General features: G+C 35.7%; 14 protein-coding genes, 1 other RNA gene and 1 pseudogene. 1 reads left to right on the top strand and 15 read right to left on the bottom strand.

From position 1 onward, the window contains the following. Positions 1–19 precede the first annotated feature (19 nt). The 10 genes from kdsB to BOQ62_RS13085 form a co-directional block, all read right to left on the bottom strand. On the bottom strand, positions 20–742 hold the full coding sequence (gene kdsB, locus BOQ62_RS13130) for a 3-deoxy-manno-octulosonate cytidylyltransferase (protein WP_114822332.1): 723 nt from the start codon (positions 740–742) through the stop codon (positions 20–22). A 140-nt stretch (positions 743–882) separates the two neighbouring features. Continuing rightward, positions 883–1,869, bottom strand: a complete 987-nt coding sequence (locus BOQ62_RS13125; RefSeq protein WP_129040134.1) for a phosphatase PAP2 family protein — start codon at positions 1,867–1,869, stop codon at positions 883–885. 129 nt (positions 1,870–1,998) lie between these two features. After that, positions 1,999–2,589, bottom strand: coding sequence for a hypothetical protein (locus tag BOQ62_RS13120; protein WP_164976746.1), 591 nt, complete (start codon positions 2,587–2,589; stop codon positions 1,999–2,001). 118 nt (positions 2,590–2,707) lie between these two features. Further along, positions 2,708–3,961: a pyridoxal phosphate-dependent aminotransferase gene (locus BOQ62_RS13115; RefSeq protein WP_129040130.1), complete on the bottom strand. Its 1,254-nt coding sequence runs from the start codon at positions 3,959–3,961 to the stop codon at positions 2,708–2,710. Between the two features lie 22 nt (positions 3,962–3,983). Then, positions 3,984–4,895, bottom strand: a complete 912-nt coding sequence (locus BOQ62_RS13110; protein ID WP_129040128.1) for a hypothetical protein — start codon at positions 4,893–4,895, stop codon at positions 3,984–3,986. Between the two features lie 17 nt (positions 4,896–4,912). Further along, a complete protein-coding gene (locus BOQ62_RS13105; protein WP_129040127.1) occupies positions 4,913–6,628 on the bottom strand; it encodes a phospho-sugar mutase in 1,716 nt (571 codons plus the stop codon). Between the two features lie 198 nt (positions 6,629–6,826). Continuing rightward, the gene (locus BOQ62_RS13100; protein WP_129040125.1) at positions 6,827–7,183 is read right to left on the bottom strand and encodes a four helix bundle protein; all 357 of its coding nucleotides are present in this window, start codon (positions 7,181–7,183) and stop codon (positions 6,827–6,829) included. 188 nt (positions 7,184–7,371) lie between these two features. Further along, positions 7,372–8,073 carry a GIN domain-containing protein gene (locus BOQ62_RS13095; protein ID WP_129040123.1) on the bottom strand — a complete coding sequence of 234 codons (702 nt, stop codon included), beginning with the start codon at positions 8,071–8,073 and terminating at the stop codon, positions 7,372–7,374. Between the two features lie 443 nt (positions 8,074–8,516). Further along, the gene (locus BOQ62_RS13090; protein ID WP_129040121.1) at positions 8,517–9,467 is read right to left on the bottom strand and encodes a glycosyltransferase family 2 protein; all 951 of its coding nucleotides are present in this window, start codon (positions 9,465–9,467) and stop codon (positions 8,517–8,519) included. A gap of 16 nt (positions 9,468–9,483) precedes the next feature. Beyond that, positions 9,484–10,086, bottom strand: a complete 603-nt coding sequence (locus BOQ62_RS13085) for a DUF4199 domain-containing protein (protein WP_129040119.1) — start codon at positions 10,084–10,086, stop codon at positions 9,484–9,486. 131 nt (positions 10,087–10,217) lie between these two features. Here BOQ62_RS13085 and ffs point away from each other — a divergent pair. Then, positions 10,218–10,315: signal recognition particle sRNA small type (ffs, locus tag BOQ62_RS13080), an RNA gene on the top strand. Positions 10,316–10,430: 115 nt separating this feature from the next. On the opposite strand, the gene BOQ62_RS13075 is transcribed toward ffs, so the two are convergent. The 5 genes and pseudogenes from BOQ62_RS13075 to BOQ62_RS13055 form a co-directional block, all read right to left on the bottom strand. After that, complete coding sequence (locus BOQ62_RS13075) at positions 10,431–11,117, bottom strand: metal-dependent hydrolase (protein ID WP_129040117.1); 687 nt, start codon at positions 11,115–11,117, stop codon at positions 10,431–10,433. A gap of 115 nt (positions 11,118–11,232) precedes the next feature. Further along, a complete protein-coding gene (locus tag BOQ62_RS13070) occupies positions 11,233–11,679 on the bottom strand; it encodes an SRPBCC family protein (RefSeq protein ID WP_129040115.1) in 447 nt (148 codons plus the stop codon). Between the two features lie 20 nt (positions 11,680–11,699). Beyond that, the gene (gene menA / locus BOQ62_RS13065; RefSeq protein WP_129040317.1) at positions 11,700–12,629 is read right to left on the bottom strand and encodes a 1,4-dihydroxy-2-naphthoate octaprenyltransferase; all 930 of its coding nucleotides are present in this window, start codon (positions 12,627–12,629) and stop codon (positions 11,700–11,702) included. Positions 12,630–12,702: 73 nt separating this feature from the next. Further along, positions 12,703–13,538: pseudogene (locus BOQ62_RS13060) on the bottom strand (1,4-dihydroxy-2-naphthoyl-CoA synthase). 324 nt (positions 13,539–13,862) lie between these two features. After that, positions 13,863–14,900 carry a tetratricopeptide repeat protein gene (locus BOQ62_RS13055; RefSeq protein WP_129040113.1) on the bottom strand — a complete coding sequence of 346 codons (1,038 nt, stop codon included), beginning with the start codon at positions 14,898–14,900 and terminating at the stop codon, positions 13,863–13,865. Between the last annotated feature and the right edge of the window lie 15 nt (positions 14,901–14,915).

Raw genomic sequence — 14,915 nt, 5'->3', positions numbered from 1 at the left:
TTTACCAGCTTTACTGATTTTAAATTAATTTTCGGGCTTTTTCCAGATCTTCAGGTGTATCAATGCCTACTCCAACGAAATTGGTTTCTATCATTTTGATTTTCATCCCATATTCAAGATAGCGGATGCATTCAATCTTTTCTGATATTTCCAATGGTTTCATCGCCAGTTTTGAGAACTGCAGCAAAGCTTCTTTTCTGAAAGCATATACTCCAATATGTTTAAAATAGCTTACATCATAGGAAACTTCTCTGTGAAAAGGAATTACGGAACGGCTGAAATACAAGGCAAAACCGTTATTATCGGTAATCACTTTTACGTTATTCGGATTTTCAATCTCTTCTTTTTCGTGCAGTTGTATTTTTAAAGAAGCTAAAGATATTTCCTGCTGGTCATCATGTTTAAAAACTTCAATCAGCTGGCGTAAAGGTTCCAGTTTCAGGAAAGGTTCATCTCCCTGAACATTGATCACGATATCACAGTCTATATTCTGTACAGCTTCAGCAATACGGTCGCTTCCGGTCTCGTGCTGTCCTGTCATTACGGCTTTACCTCCGTTTTTTACGATTTCATCAAGAATAATTTCGGAGTCTGTAGCGACAAATACTTCGTCAAACAGTCCGGTTTCCACTACATTCTGATAGGTTGTGGTGATCACGGTTTTTTCTCCTAAAATTTGCATTAATTTCCCGGGAAAACGGCTTGCTTCATAGCGCGCAGGGATGACAGCGATTATTTTCATTCAATACGATATTAAGTAATTCCTTTTAAATCAACAGGTTTCATTCCGGCATTTACAAAAGCCTGAATAAACCTTTTATCCTGAGATCAAATGTAGTGAAAAGTATCTTATCTACTCTACAAAACAGAGATTTCAGCAGTTTAAAAAGAGAGTTTTACGCCTACCATATTATATTCCCATTGGCGGGATGCAGTAAAGTTCAGATTATATTTTGTCTTTCCGATTGTTCCTTCAGATGAAGTGTATCTGCTTTTTGAGATGGTTTTTCCAATAAAATACCCCATTAATAAAGCTAAAGGATAATCTGAAGCCCAGTGAACTTTACTCTGCATCATTTGAAAACAAAGTGCTCCGGCTAAGGTATATCCTACCGGTTTGATCCATTTTGCATCCGGATAGTTGTCTGCAATCACGGTGATACCCGCCATAAAAGTCGTTAAATGCCCTGATGGCATCGCATCATAATTCGAGGTATTCTTGCCAAATGCTGAAAAACTTGGAAAGGGATTCCATGCACCTCCTTTATTACCGTTGATTTCTGCAATAAAAGGGCTTTCTCTCCCGGTAATTCTTTTAATAGTCTGGGTAAAAACTCCTGAAAGAATTAAACTTTCCATCAAACCACTGGCTGTAGCCTGTGCTCTGTAATCATTTTTTATCAAACCATACGTTCCAAAACCAATTCCCAGTAACACTAATGTAGAACCGTTTCCTATCAGATACAAGGTAGATCCTATATCTTTTGGAATCTTAAAAACACCTCCAACTTTGGTGTAGTTATTATCTTTGTCCATTCCCCATCTTTCTCCCAGCTCTCTGGAATTGTCAATCAGTTTCTGGTCAACTGGTAAAAGAATCAACGTAGCTGCAACAGCTCCTCCAAGATAGTAAGCGTGGTCTTGAGCTACAAAATCTTTATTGGTATTGATAAAGTTTCTGGGTAGTTTGGTTACAAAATCTAATAATTTAGGTTTTGGGTACGTTCTGACAGATCCGTCTTTTAGGGTGTAGGTTTGTACTTTTGGTAATTCGAGTTCCTTGGGAAGCTCCTTTACCTTCAGTGTATCAACCTCTTGTGAGCATACCAGTATTGAAACTGGTAAGAGTAGAAATCTCAGTTTTTTCATCGTGTAATTTTCGACTTTATTATATTTAAGTGTGTGTAAAAGCCCCAAAGATAATTCCTAGTTGAGCTTACTACAAAGAAGTAATTTAATTTTTAATATTTATTTAATTTTTTATAAATAAACGCAACTTCAATTTAAATATTTTATCAAAAAAATAATTCCATACATCCAGGAAATATAGAGAAAAGAGTAAAAAAATCCGAATCCAAAGCTTTTTAACAAATCTCCTTTACATTTTCCTGAGTTTTTAAAAACCAATCTTAGTGCTCTGAAAAATATCCAGTACAAAATTGCGCCCAGTAAGAATACTGCCGACCAAAAGAAAAGTCCAAAAAAATAAGAAAGAAAAATGAGCAGAATAGAAATTACAATCCATGCAAGAATGGAAAGAATAACTCCTCCTATTCCATCACCGGCATCATGAATATCAATATCGAAACCATCAAATTTTGGTGTTTTATCAGCATATCTTTGTATTCTTTCTTTGTTTAAAATGTTTCCTATGTTATCTTTTAACTTCAAACCCGAATAGAGCCCTATACTGATAAAAAGGAAAAATGCTCCGCCCAAAACAGAAGTTGATAAGATTGAATTCTGAAATAGTGAACGATGATCTGCTTTCCCTGAAAGCCATACGCTTAAAATTACTATCGTTATAATCGCCAAAGTTGAAAAAAATAAATATTTTGTTTCTAGAAAATATTTCTGTGGAAGTTTCATGGTTTTTTAGGGGATGTAAAAACACTTCGACTCTGCTCAGCGTGACATGGTTCATACTCTTTTCGAGATCAAGCAGTGTCATGCCGGGCAGAGCCGAAGTTTATATTTTATCAGAAAATTACTTTAATTGATTCAAAGCGCTTTCCAGTTTTGGAAGCATTACTTTGATCTCATCTACCGCTAATCCTCCTACAGAAGCACGGAACCAAGGTTCTGATTTTTCTTCTCCGAAGGCTGAGAATGGTACTAATGCTACTCCTGCTTCATTAATTAAATAGAAAACAAGATCTGAAGAGTTTTCAATGACAGCTCCGTCTGGTTTTGTTTTTCCGATATAGTTTAATTGAATGGTAAGGTAAAGAGCTCCCATCGGTTCAATACTGTCAACAGCAAGTCCTTTTCCTTTTAGATCCTGAATTCCACCGTGAAGAACTTTTAAGCTTTCTTCAAGTTTAGCTTTAAAATCGTCAACGAAAGTATTTACATTCTCTGGATTTTCATAGAATTTGGCAGTTGCTTCCTGCTCCGGTTTTGGTGCCCATGCTCCAACGTGAGTAAGAAGCGCCTTCATTTTATCAAGGATATGAGCAGGACCGAATCCCCATCCAACACGTACTCCTGTTGCTGCAAGGCATTTTGAAATACCGTCGATGTAGATCGTATATTCTTTCATTTCAGGGAAAAGAGAAACCGGATCTACGTGCTCAGCACCAAAAGTAAGGCAAGAATAGATCTGGTCATACATTAAGTATAACGGTTTTTTGTCTGCTCCTCTTTTTTTGTTTTCAGCAATGACCAATTCGCAGATCTCTGAAAGCTGATCTTTTGTAAACATTGTTCCTGTAGGGTTCAATGGTGAACATAATGCCAATAATACTGCTCCATCCAAATGAGGTCTTAAATCATCAGCAGTCGGAAGGAAATTGGTTTCAGGCTTTGTTTTTACTTCTACAGCATTGGCTGAAGTAAGGTAAGCATAGTGATTATTGTTCCAAGATGGTGTAGGATATACTACTTTATCTCCTTCATCTACGATCGTTTTGTATACGGCATAGATCAAAGGTCTTGATCCTGCAGTAATCAGTATGTCTTCAGGAGAATAATCAAGGTTCCATCTCTTTTTAAGGTCTTTGGAAACTTCTTTTCTTAAAGATAAAAGTCCGTTTGCAGGAGGATAGTTCGTCAGATTATTCTGATATGCTTTCTGAATCTCTTCCTTCAGCAATGCCGGAATAGGATAGATATTAGAATTCAGATCACCAATAGTAAGATTGGCAATTTCCGCTCCTTTTGCTTTTAGGTCATTTACTTCGTTACCAATTTTTACAATTTCAGAACCGATCAGGTTCGCTGCTAATTTTGAAACTTTCACTTTTTCTTATTTTAAATTTATATTATCGTTCTCCATGAATCTTCTCATATATTTGATCTACCGGCGTTTGTGCATCAAAAAGGGTAATTATTTCTTTTGCTTTTTTTGCCGTATTGGAATTCGGATATTTTTTGATCATCCTGTTGAACTCCGCTCTGTTTTCATCGTTTAGTTTTCCGGTTCCTTTGTCCTGTTCTCTTTCGTAAGTGGGTGTATTATCCATTCCTAAAAGATAATCGGACAAATAGTAGTTATAGTCTTGTTTTACAGTCTTTATCAGCTTGCTTTCAGGATATTCATTCATGAAATTCTCCCAGAAAATCAATCTATTACCTAATTGTTCCCAGCTGATAATCAATCCTGCATCTGCTGCATAATTGGTTTCACTTTCTTTATCAGTCTGTGAAATATAGACTTCATAATCCGGAGTCACTTTATTCTTAAAAAGAGAAGAATAATATCCCGGAATGGTCCATATTTCAGTTATTCCTTCTCCTACTTCTCTGAATTCAAGACCTGCTTTCATCAGTTCTGAAGCTATTTTTTTAACATTATCCGGAAAATTGTACTGATCCTTATCATAGTTATAATAATTCACATATTTATTCAGGACATCAGCATGAAGGTTCATCAGACATTCTGTATACTTTCCTCTTATTTTTAAATAATTTTCGTATACTCTGTCGTTCTGTTCCGGACTGTTAGTTGCCATCTCTTTTTCGATTTTGGTACGATACCATTGGAGAGATGTAATATAATCCTCTGTTTTGTTAGAAGATGAACAAGCTGTGTCTATAGGTTTGTACTGATCTTCTTTGGTCTCCGTTGTAGCAACCGAATCGTTTACTGGTTTTGTATCTGAAACTGCAGCTTCCTTTTTACAGGAAACTACAGCTGCAGACAATAGGCAAACTGCTATTATTTTTTTGATCATCTGCTGTTTTCGGAGAATTAATCCAGTTTTAAATCTGTTTTAACAGCTCCGATTTTAGCTTCCAGTGATTTTAATTTGTCTCTGAAATCAGCTTCTGAAGTAATGGAATCCTTCACTGAAACATAGAACTTGATTTTTGGTTCTGTTCCTGAAGGTCTTACGCATACTTTTGTTCCATCCTGAGTGTAATAGATCAAAACGTTAGATTTCGGAATGCCATTCATTACTTTTTTCTCATTCGTAGAAATGGTAAGGCTTGTCTGTTCTTTAAAGTCTTTCACTTCTTCTACCAGTGAACCTGCCAATTCTTTTGGAGGATTCTCACGGAAGTTTTTCATCATGTTCTGAATTTCTTCAGCTCCTTCTTTTCCTTTTCTTACGATATTGATTAATCCTTCATAATACATTCCAAGATCTTCATAGATCTCAATCATGTATTGGTACATTGTTTTTCCGTTGGCTTTGCACCATGCAGCAATTTCACAAGCCACAAGGATACTTCCGCAAGAGTCTTTATCACGAACAAAATCTCCGGTCATGAATCCAAAGCTTTCTTCACCACCACATACAAATTTTTGTGTTCCTTCTGCTTCACGGATCATTTTTCCGATCCATTTGAATCCGGTAAGACCTACTTTGCATTCTACTCCGAATTTTTGTGCAATATCAAAGAAGATATCCGAAGTTACGATTGTAGAACCAATAAATTCTTTTCCGGTGATTCTTCCTTGTTTTCTCCATTCATTCAGAATGTAATACGTAAGAATTGTGTTGGTTTGGTTACCGTTCAATAATTGCATTTCACCATCAAGGTTTCTTACTGCAATCCCTAATCTGTCTCCGTCCGGATCTGTTCCGATCACGATATCTGCATTGGTAATTCTTGCCAGATCCATTGCCATTTCCAACGCTGCAGGCTCTTCCGGGTTTGGAGAATCTACGGTAGGGAAATTTCCGCTCGGAATCATCTGTTCTCTTACAAGATCTATTTTTTTGAATCCAGCTTTTTCTAAAGCTTTCGGAATGGTAGTATAGGTTGTTCCGTGGATAGACGTGAAAACAATATTTAAATTTTCTTTTCCAACATTCTGATAGGTAGAGTTTTCAATACAGGCATCGATATAAACATCATCCTGCTCCTCTCCGATCCATTCAATCAGATCATCATTTCCGTTGAATTTAATTTCTTCAAATTTCACAGAATATACTTCATTGATGATCGCTTCATCATTAGGCGGAACAATTTGTGCTCCGTCATTCCAGTATACTTTGTAACCGTTATATTCCGGTGGGTTGTGAGAAGCTGTCAATACAATTCCTCCATTACATTTTTTATCACGAACAGTGAAAGACAACTCCGGAGTGGGTCTGTGATCTTTGAAAAGCAATACTTTGATTCCGTTGGCTGTCAAAACATCTCCTACCAGTTTCCCGAATTCTTTTGAGTTATGACGAACGTCATAAGCGATGGCTACTTTAATCTCTTCTCCTTTAAACTGCTGCAGCATATAGTTGGCTAATCCTTGAGTAGCCTGTCCTAATGTATATTTATTCAAGCGGTTGGTTCCTACTCCCATTATTCCACGCATACCTCCTGTACCGAATTCCAGTTCTCTGTAGAAAGAATCTTCCAGATCAGGTGAATTGCTGTCAATTAATGTCTGTACAGCATCTCTCGTTTCTTTATCGAAGGTATCACTTAACCAAAGTTTCGCTTTTTCCAGTGTATTCATATTTATGTCTAAGTTTTTTAAGCGGGAAGAATGAAGCTGGAGGCTGGAAGATACAGTCTGCCTGGTTTCAAAATTCCGGCTTTGTTTTAATTTTCTATTTTTTATTTTAAAGTTTGGAACTAAGTCTTTAATCTGAAAACAAGAAGTATGAAAACTAACATCACTCCTAGCCTCCAGCTTCTGACTTCCATCCTTACTTTACTCTTTTATCTGATTTCTGAAAGCAATAATTTGATTCATTAAGCTATAACTTTCATTGTATATTTCACTAAATTTTTCTTCTGTAATATATTTCCTGTTTTTTGCTTTATATAAACAGGTTACTGTTTCTGCTAAAGAGCGAATCGAATATCCTAAAAATTTTTTAAATTCTAATTTTGACTGCAAAATACACCCTTCCGAAATATTAAGAGCAATAGAATCCGATGCTCTTCTTATCTGAGACGTAAGATTAAAAGCCTCATCCTTTGGAAAATATTGGGATAAATTAAAAATAATTTCTCCAAATTCCATAGATTTCTGCCAAATAATCAATTTCTCAAATTTAAAACTCATATTTCTTTTTAAGCGGGAAGAATGAAGCTGGAGGCTGGAAGATACAGTCTGCCTGGTTTCAAAATTCCGGTTTTGTTTTTATTTTTCTATTTTTTATTTTAAAGTTTGGAATCAAGTCTTTAATCTTAAAACAAGAAGTATGAAAACTAACATCACTCCCAGCCTCCAGCTTCTAGCTTCCATCCAAATTACTCTAATTTCTTATTTTCGACTTTTGTCGTTTTATCAATTTTGAACGCTCTTATTGGATCGTTGTAATAAATAAATTTTGCAGTATTCTGAATATGTCCTTTTAACGAATCTTTTACATTTACTTCTGCATAATTTCCGTTTTTAGAATCAATATTCAGATTGGTTATTTTCCAATAAGGAGCAATTAAACTTGCAGTATCTGAAATCTTTATCACTGCATCTTTAGACAATCCCAAAAAGTTGGCGCGGCTTCTGTTGTGCATTTCCACTTCTGCTCTTCTGGTATTTACAGATCCCATGAAACTTGCATTATTTTTCATGTTGAGTCTGAAATTGTCTGTTTTGATTTCACTTGAAATATTGACTTCAACAGAATCAGAAACGGCTACTTTTTCCAGGTTATATTTTGAATAAATCGTTACGTTATAAAAATCTACTCCTTTTGTCCCTCTTTTTTCTTTGATGAAAAGAGTTTTGTCTTTTACATCCACATCCAGATTGCTCGCCACATTCGGATAGGTTTCTATTTCAACAAAATTTTTAGGACCTCTGGCATAAAATACACGGAATTTCCCTTCTAAATCAAGGTTTACAAACTCCGAAACATCCACATCTTTCTTTTCAATATTTCCTTTTGGAGAAACTTTTCCACAGGAAACTACCGCCACCAGCATTAATGTGTATACAACTTTTTTCATATTTAATTTTAAATATTCTTTATTATAATCGCAACGATATTTACTGAAGATCCCTAAAAGTTTTTTCATGTCTCTCACAGGGCTTTCAATATTACGTTTGAACAAAAATAGGATTAAAATTTCTAAAAATCTTTGTCTTTTGACAATAAAATACCTGATAATTTTCAATTTTGTGCTTTTTTGGAAAAGACTATTTCTTAGTCTGCTTTATTTTATTTTATTTTATTTTTTATCTGATTAGTTTAAAATATAAAAAAGCACTCTGTTTTTTACAGAGTGCTTCTTGTTTATTGGAATTGAAGTGATTATAATCTGTTAACCACCCCGTCAAAAATTCTTTGAATTTTCGCCACCCCTCCAAGGATGGGAATGGTCATATATCGACTGAACATTTACATTAACAGATTGATTTTCATTTGAAACAAAATGAAAATCTTTCGGTTTTATATCACTTCATCAATATTATAGTTCTTGTGCTCGCGGTTTGTTCTGATAATCATTTCTCCTAAAAATCCTGCTACAAACAGAAGGCTTCCCAAAATCATCATTGTTAATGCAATAAAGAACCAAGGATTATTGGTAATTAAATGTCCGTAGATTCCTCTTGCCACATCAATAAGTTTAGAAATTCCCAACCAAAGTGCTGAAAGAAAACCTACGATGAACATTAAAGTTCCTACAGCTCCAAAGAAATGCATTGGCCTTCCTCCGAAACGACTTACAAACCAAAGGGTTATCAGGTCCAGAAATCCTCTTACAAATCTTTCAGTTCCGAATTTTGAAGTTCCGTAAGGTCTTGCCTGGTGCTGTACTTCTTTTTCTGTGATTCTTCTGAAACCTGCATTAGCAGCCAATACCGGAATATAACGGTGCATATCTCCGTAAACATCAACGGATTTTACGACCTGTCTTTTGTAGGCTTTCAAACCACAGTTGAAATCATGAAGATACACTCCTGAAACTTTTCTCGCTGCTGCATTGAATAATTTTGACGGAATATTTTTCGTCATTACATTATCAAAACGTTTCTTTTTCCAACCGGAAACAATATCATAATTATCATGAACCACCATATTATACAGTTCCGGAATTTCTTCAGGGAAATCCTGTAAATCGGCATCCATTGTAATCACGACATCCCCATTTGTTCTTTCAAAAGCTGCATGAAGGGCCTGTGATTTTCCATAATTTCTGGAAAATTTAATAGCGTGGATCTGAGGATGCTGAACTTTCATATTCTCAATAATACTCCACGACAAATCCGTACTTCCATCATCTACAAACCAGATCTCGTAAGATAAACTGCTGGTTGTGCATACTTTATCAATTCTTGAAAAAAGCTCTTCCAGAGAGTCTTCTTCGTTCAGTAACGGAATAACTATAGATAAATTCATTTAATTTTAATAAAAATTAGGCTTGATTGGTTTCTTCAGGTTGATGTATCGTTCTTGTTCTGAAAAACGCTCCGAAAAACACCGACAAAACTACGTAAAATATAAGAATTGCTGCAAAATATCCTGAAAAATGACTTGCGGTAAGCATATCTTTTCCTTTAACAGCCTCAGGCGTGAAGCTTTGTAATCTTTCTTTATACTTTTGATCCAGTTCATCAATATCTTTCTGATGCTTCAGAATTTTTCTTGCAGAAGTATATTCTGTATCCAGTTCTGATTTTTGTCTTTGAACATATTGGTAGTTCAACAAGCTTTTAGCTGCAGGATCTACAAAGGTTAAAAAAGCATAAATACTGAAGATGGAAAGAATTCCTCCAATGAACATTGGAACAAATGCTCTTTTGAAAGCGTCTTTGAATTTTACCACTCTATGGGTGTTCCAGTAGGATTTTACAGACCAGAAAGCAGCTCCGGCATATAAAAGCGGCAAAACAAAAGCATTGGCTTTCAAAGAGATATCAAAATAATTGATTCCTGAGAAAAAAGTATACACTACAAAGAAAACGATCATTGTAGCGATAAAAAGTATAATTCCTAGTGTTGATGGACTTTTCGTCATATTTAAATTTTTAGAAAAAAGTTGAAAAATTTTCCCTCTAAATGTCAAGCGTTTAGCTTTACCACTGCATTTTTTCGACTAATTTTCTTTAATAAAGTTTTGAAGTTTATAAAATATTCCTACCTTTGCAACGGCAAGTCCTAAACAACCAGCTCCTGAGAATCCTCCAGGGTGGGAACGCAGCAAAGGTAATCGGTCGTAGCGGTGTGATTTAGGTAGCTTGCCATTTTTTTTGTTTTAAAGTAAGAAGAGAGGTAATTTGATAATTATCTTTTTTTGTTTTTAATACCTTACGCATCATTTTCATTTTCTAATTTTCAGATTACCTCCGGTTTCGTTATTGATTAAAATTCGAACGTCTCGCCTAATTTTGGTAAAACAAGTTCTACATTTTTATCTGCAAAATGCTTTAATGCGCTTTCATGATTGATCTCAATTGCTGGAAAAGTATCAAAGTGACATCCGATTACTTTCGGTGTTTTTAATAACTCTGCTGCTGCAAAAGAAGCTTTTCTAGGGCACATTGTGTAGTGACTCCCGATAGGAAGAATAGAAAGGTCAATGTTTCCGTATAGTCTCGGAAACAGCTCCATATCAGCCATTACTCCTGTATCACCAGCCAAATAGATGTTTTTACCTTCAGGAAGTCTGAAGATATACCCTACAGGAACGCCTCCATAGCTTCCATCCGGGAAAGAACTTGTATGATGAGCCGGAACCATGGAAATTTTAAGATCGTCGATTTTTGCCGATCCTCCTAAGTTCACATCGTCTGTATTTTTAGCCTGCTTGAAGTAACCGCATACTTCAGGAACTCCAATTACAGTAGCTTCCGGGTAATGCTGCAATACTTCTGCTACGTCAGCAATATGATCACCGTGCGCATGGGTCAACAGGATGTAGTCGATTTTTTGAGCAGCAATATCAAAACCTGACTCTGCTTTTTTGTAGTTGTAAAAAGGGTCGCTCAAAATTGTTTTGTCCTTGTAGGTGAACAGGAAACAATTTTGCCCTAAGAATTGTATTTTCATTTTAAATTTTAGTTTAAATTTTTAAACACAAATGACTCAAAAATTTTCACAAAGAGCACAATGAGATTAGTGACATTCGTGAAAATATTCGTGCCATTCGTGTTTCTTTAATGTATTATTTCGATGGAAATTTATCTTCGATCAGTCTTAGATTAATTCCATGTTCCAAATAAGCTTTACACCCGTCTAAAACCGTTGTAAAACCTCCTGTATTGTCATTAATTACTTTTAACAGATCTTCGCCTGTCTGGCTGAATCCGTAGCTTTTAATGATAACAAGAGTTCCTTTTTCCATGGTTTTGAATTCATAGTCTACTTGTGTTGAAGGTTCTCCCCATTCTGTTCTGATCAGTTGGTTTGGAATAATCTCGTGAACTTTCACTTCGGATTTTACGCCGTACATTTCCCATTCCCAGATAATTGTTTTACCTTCTTCCAGTTTTCCGGTAGATTTTGTAAACCAGAAATGAGTGGTTACTTCAGGATTGATGAATGCTTCAAAAACATCTTCAACCGGTTTTCTGATAAGCATTTGAGCTTCAACATAGACATTGGAATTCATAAGTGTTTTATTTTAAAAAATTAATTAAATAAATTAAGTCCGACCGCCGTTAGAATAGCCATTACAAACGTCATAATTCCTACCTGCTTCAAATATTGGTCTAATTCTTTCGGTTCTTTTACAGATAATATCTTTCTTCTTAATTTTGATAGTGGAAATAACAGAATCATTACGATAAAGACGTAATAGTTTTGCTGCTGCATAAATCCATTCATTCCTAAAAATGCAAGAATAAGCAATAACGGAAGCTGTAACAGAACCATTTCATAGATCATTGCATTTCTGAATCCGATTCTCAATGCAAAGCTGTTTTTCCCTGATAATCTATCACTTTCGATATCTCTCATGTTATTCAGGTTAAGAACGGCCATACTCATCATTCCAACAGCAGTTCCGGGTAATAATATATCCCAGCTGAAAGTTTTTGTAAATAAGAAATAACTTCCACATACAGAAACCAATCCAAAGAAGATAAACACGAAGATATCTCCCAATCCCATGTATCCGTAAGGTTTTTTACCTACTGTATATCCAATCGCTGCAAGAATACATGCTACTCCCAATCCTATGAAGATGTAAAATTCATTCATATAGTTTGGAATGAATGCTACGTACAGCAAAGCAATGGTAGCAATGAAAGATAATGCTGCGAAAAGGATTACTGCATTTTTCATCTGTTTTGCTGTAATTTTCCCTGATGCTACAGCTCTTGCTTCTGCTTCATTGATCCTTTTAGCGTCTGTTCCTTTTATCCCATCACCATAATCATTGGCATAATTTGATAAAATCTGGTATAAAAGCGTCACCAAAAGAGCGAGTGCAAGGATCTTCCAATCCCACGTTCCACCTTCTCCGTAAAGTCTCCATTTTGCAATGAAAGCTCCCATAATAATTCCGCTTAGGGAAAGCGGTAAAGTTCGTAGCCTTGCGGCTTTTATCCAATCCGTCATAAATTTATCATTGATAAGCGATAATTGATAAATGATAATCTCAATCATCATTCATCAATTATCAATTATATTTTTAAGATATCCATTGATCTTCTCCGAAGTTGGGCTTTCTTTTTTCAAGGAATGCATTTCTTCCTTCCTGAGCTTCTTCTGTCATATAGGCAAGACGTGTAGCTTCTCCTGCAAAAACCTGCTGTCCTACCATACCATCGTCTGTAAGATTCATAGCGAATTTCAGCATTCTGATAGATGTTGGAGATTTAGCCAGGATTTCCTGAGCCCATTCGTAAGCGGTATCTTCTAATTCTGCATGAGGAACTACTTTGTTTACCATTCCCATTTCGAAAGCTTCCTGAGCGGAATAATTTCTTCCTAAAAAGAAAATTTCACGGGCTTTTTTCTGTCCTACCATTTAGCAAGGTAAGCAGAACCATAACCACCATCGAAACTTGTTACGTCAGCATCTGTCTGCTTGAAAATAGCGTGTTCTTCACTTGCTAAAGTAAGGTCACATACTACGTGAAGTGAGTGTCCTCCACCAACTGCCCATCCCGGAACTACTGCAATAACCACTTTAGGCATGAAACGGATCAGACGCTGAACTTCAAGGATATTCAAACGGTGTCTTCCGTCTTCTCCTACATATCCCTGGTGTCCTCTTGCTTTCTGATCACCTCCACTGCAAAATGCCCATCCTCCATCTTTAGGACTTGGCCCTTCTCCTGAAAGCAATACCACTCCTATGGAAGGATCTTCATAGGCGTCATAAAAAGCATCGTATAATTCTGAAGTTGTTTTAGGTCTGAAAGCATTACGAACCTCTGGTCTGTTGAAAGCAATTCTTGCTACTCCGTTAGATTTTTTATAGGTAATATCTTCGTATTCCTTGGCGGTTTTCCACTCGATCATCTTATAAAAATTTTTCTCAAAGATACGGAATTACAGAGAAATTCTCAGGTTGAAATTTAAGGTTCATCTGTATAAAAAAAAGAAATTTTGAATGCATGAATTCGCAATGAAAAATTTTCAGCAGAAACTGCATAACACGGTTGAATAAATTAAACCTAACAGGTTTTAAAAACCTGTTAGGTTTATAATTCATAACAGATCTAAAAGCTCCTGCATGAAACATAGAATCCAAATAAGAAACTCAGCAAACACTTTCTGTTTACAATAAAAAAAAACCGGAACGTTTCTGTTCCGGTTTTCATATCTGTTATTATAAAAAAATGATTATTTTGCTCCAGCAGCTGTAAGTTCAGCTTCTTTCGCTTTCATTTCTTTAACTTTTTCAATGTTTTTAGTTACTACATAAATTTCTTTTAATGCAGAAACTGCGTCAATGCTTTTTGGATTTGCTTTATACCATCCTTCAGCGTATGGTAATGCTTTTCCAAATCTTTCTCTTCTTGCATCGATCAATTTAGAAGCTTCATCCGGCTTGTCTTTTCTCAATGCATTAATTTCTGCTACTACTTTAGCATCATCACCAATAGTAGTGTACACTAAGTTTTGGTAGGCATCAGAGAAATCAGGTTTAAGCTCAATTGCTTTTTTGAATGATTCCACCGCATCGTTAACAGTAGCCGGGCTTTTTGCCTGCATAACTCCAAGGTTATACCAGTTTGTAGGATCACTTGGGTTCTTAGCCAACTGTTCTTTTAATCCTGAAACAAATTTATCCGTGTTTCCAGACTGAAGGTATGCTGTAGTCTGAGCTTCTTTAAGCTTAGCACTGTTCGGGAATTTCACTAATCCTTTTTCAATAACAGCAAGAGCTTCAGGTCCTTTTTTCGCATTAAGAAGTAATGAAGCCAAAGTTTCATACAAATCTGGTTCTATACTTTTAGTCTGCTCTGTTTTGAAGTCAGAATAGTCAGAATTTTTCTTCATAAGCTCCCAAGTGGATTTATCAAGATTTACTACTTGTCCTGTTTTCTTTTCTTTAGCAGTATAAGTAGTTTCTACTCCTGTAAATCCTGAATTAACAAGGTCTGTATAAATTTTGATTGATTGGTCACTGTTATTAGCTAACGCGTGGCTAAGACCAGCATAATACATATATATTTTGTTGTCCTGACCGCTAGACTTTAATAAGTCATAAACTTCAATAAACTTCGGTGCTGCTGCTGCATAATTCTTTGCATTATATGCATCCATAGCAACTTTGTTAGCTTCCTGAAGCTGAGCATTCAAAGCAGCGGCATCTTTTTTCTGCCCAAAAGCAAAAGCAGATGCTACGATAGCCATTCCTAAAATTAGTTTCTTCATAATAACTATTTTATA

Source organism: Chryseobacterium sp. CH21, from assembly GCF_004119445.1.
Taxonomy (GTDB): domain Bacteria; phylum Bacteroidota; class Bacteroidia; order Flavobacteriales; family Weeksellaceae; genus Chryseobacterium.
Note: the sequence above shows the minus strand (reverse complement) of the source record. Positions and strands in the feature narration are given on the sequence as shown.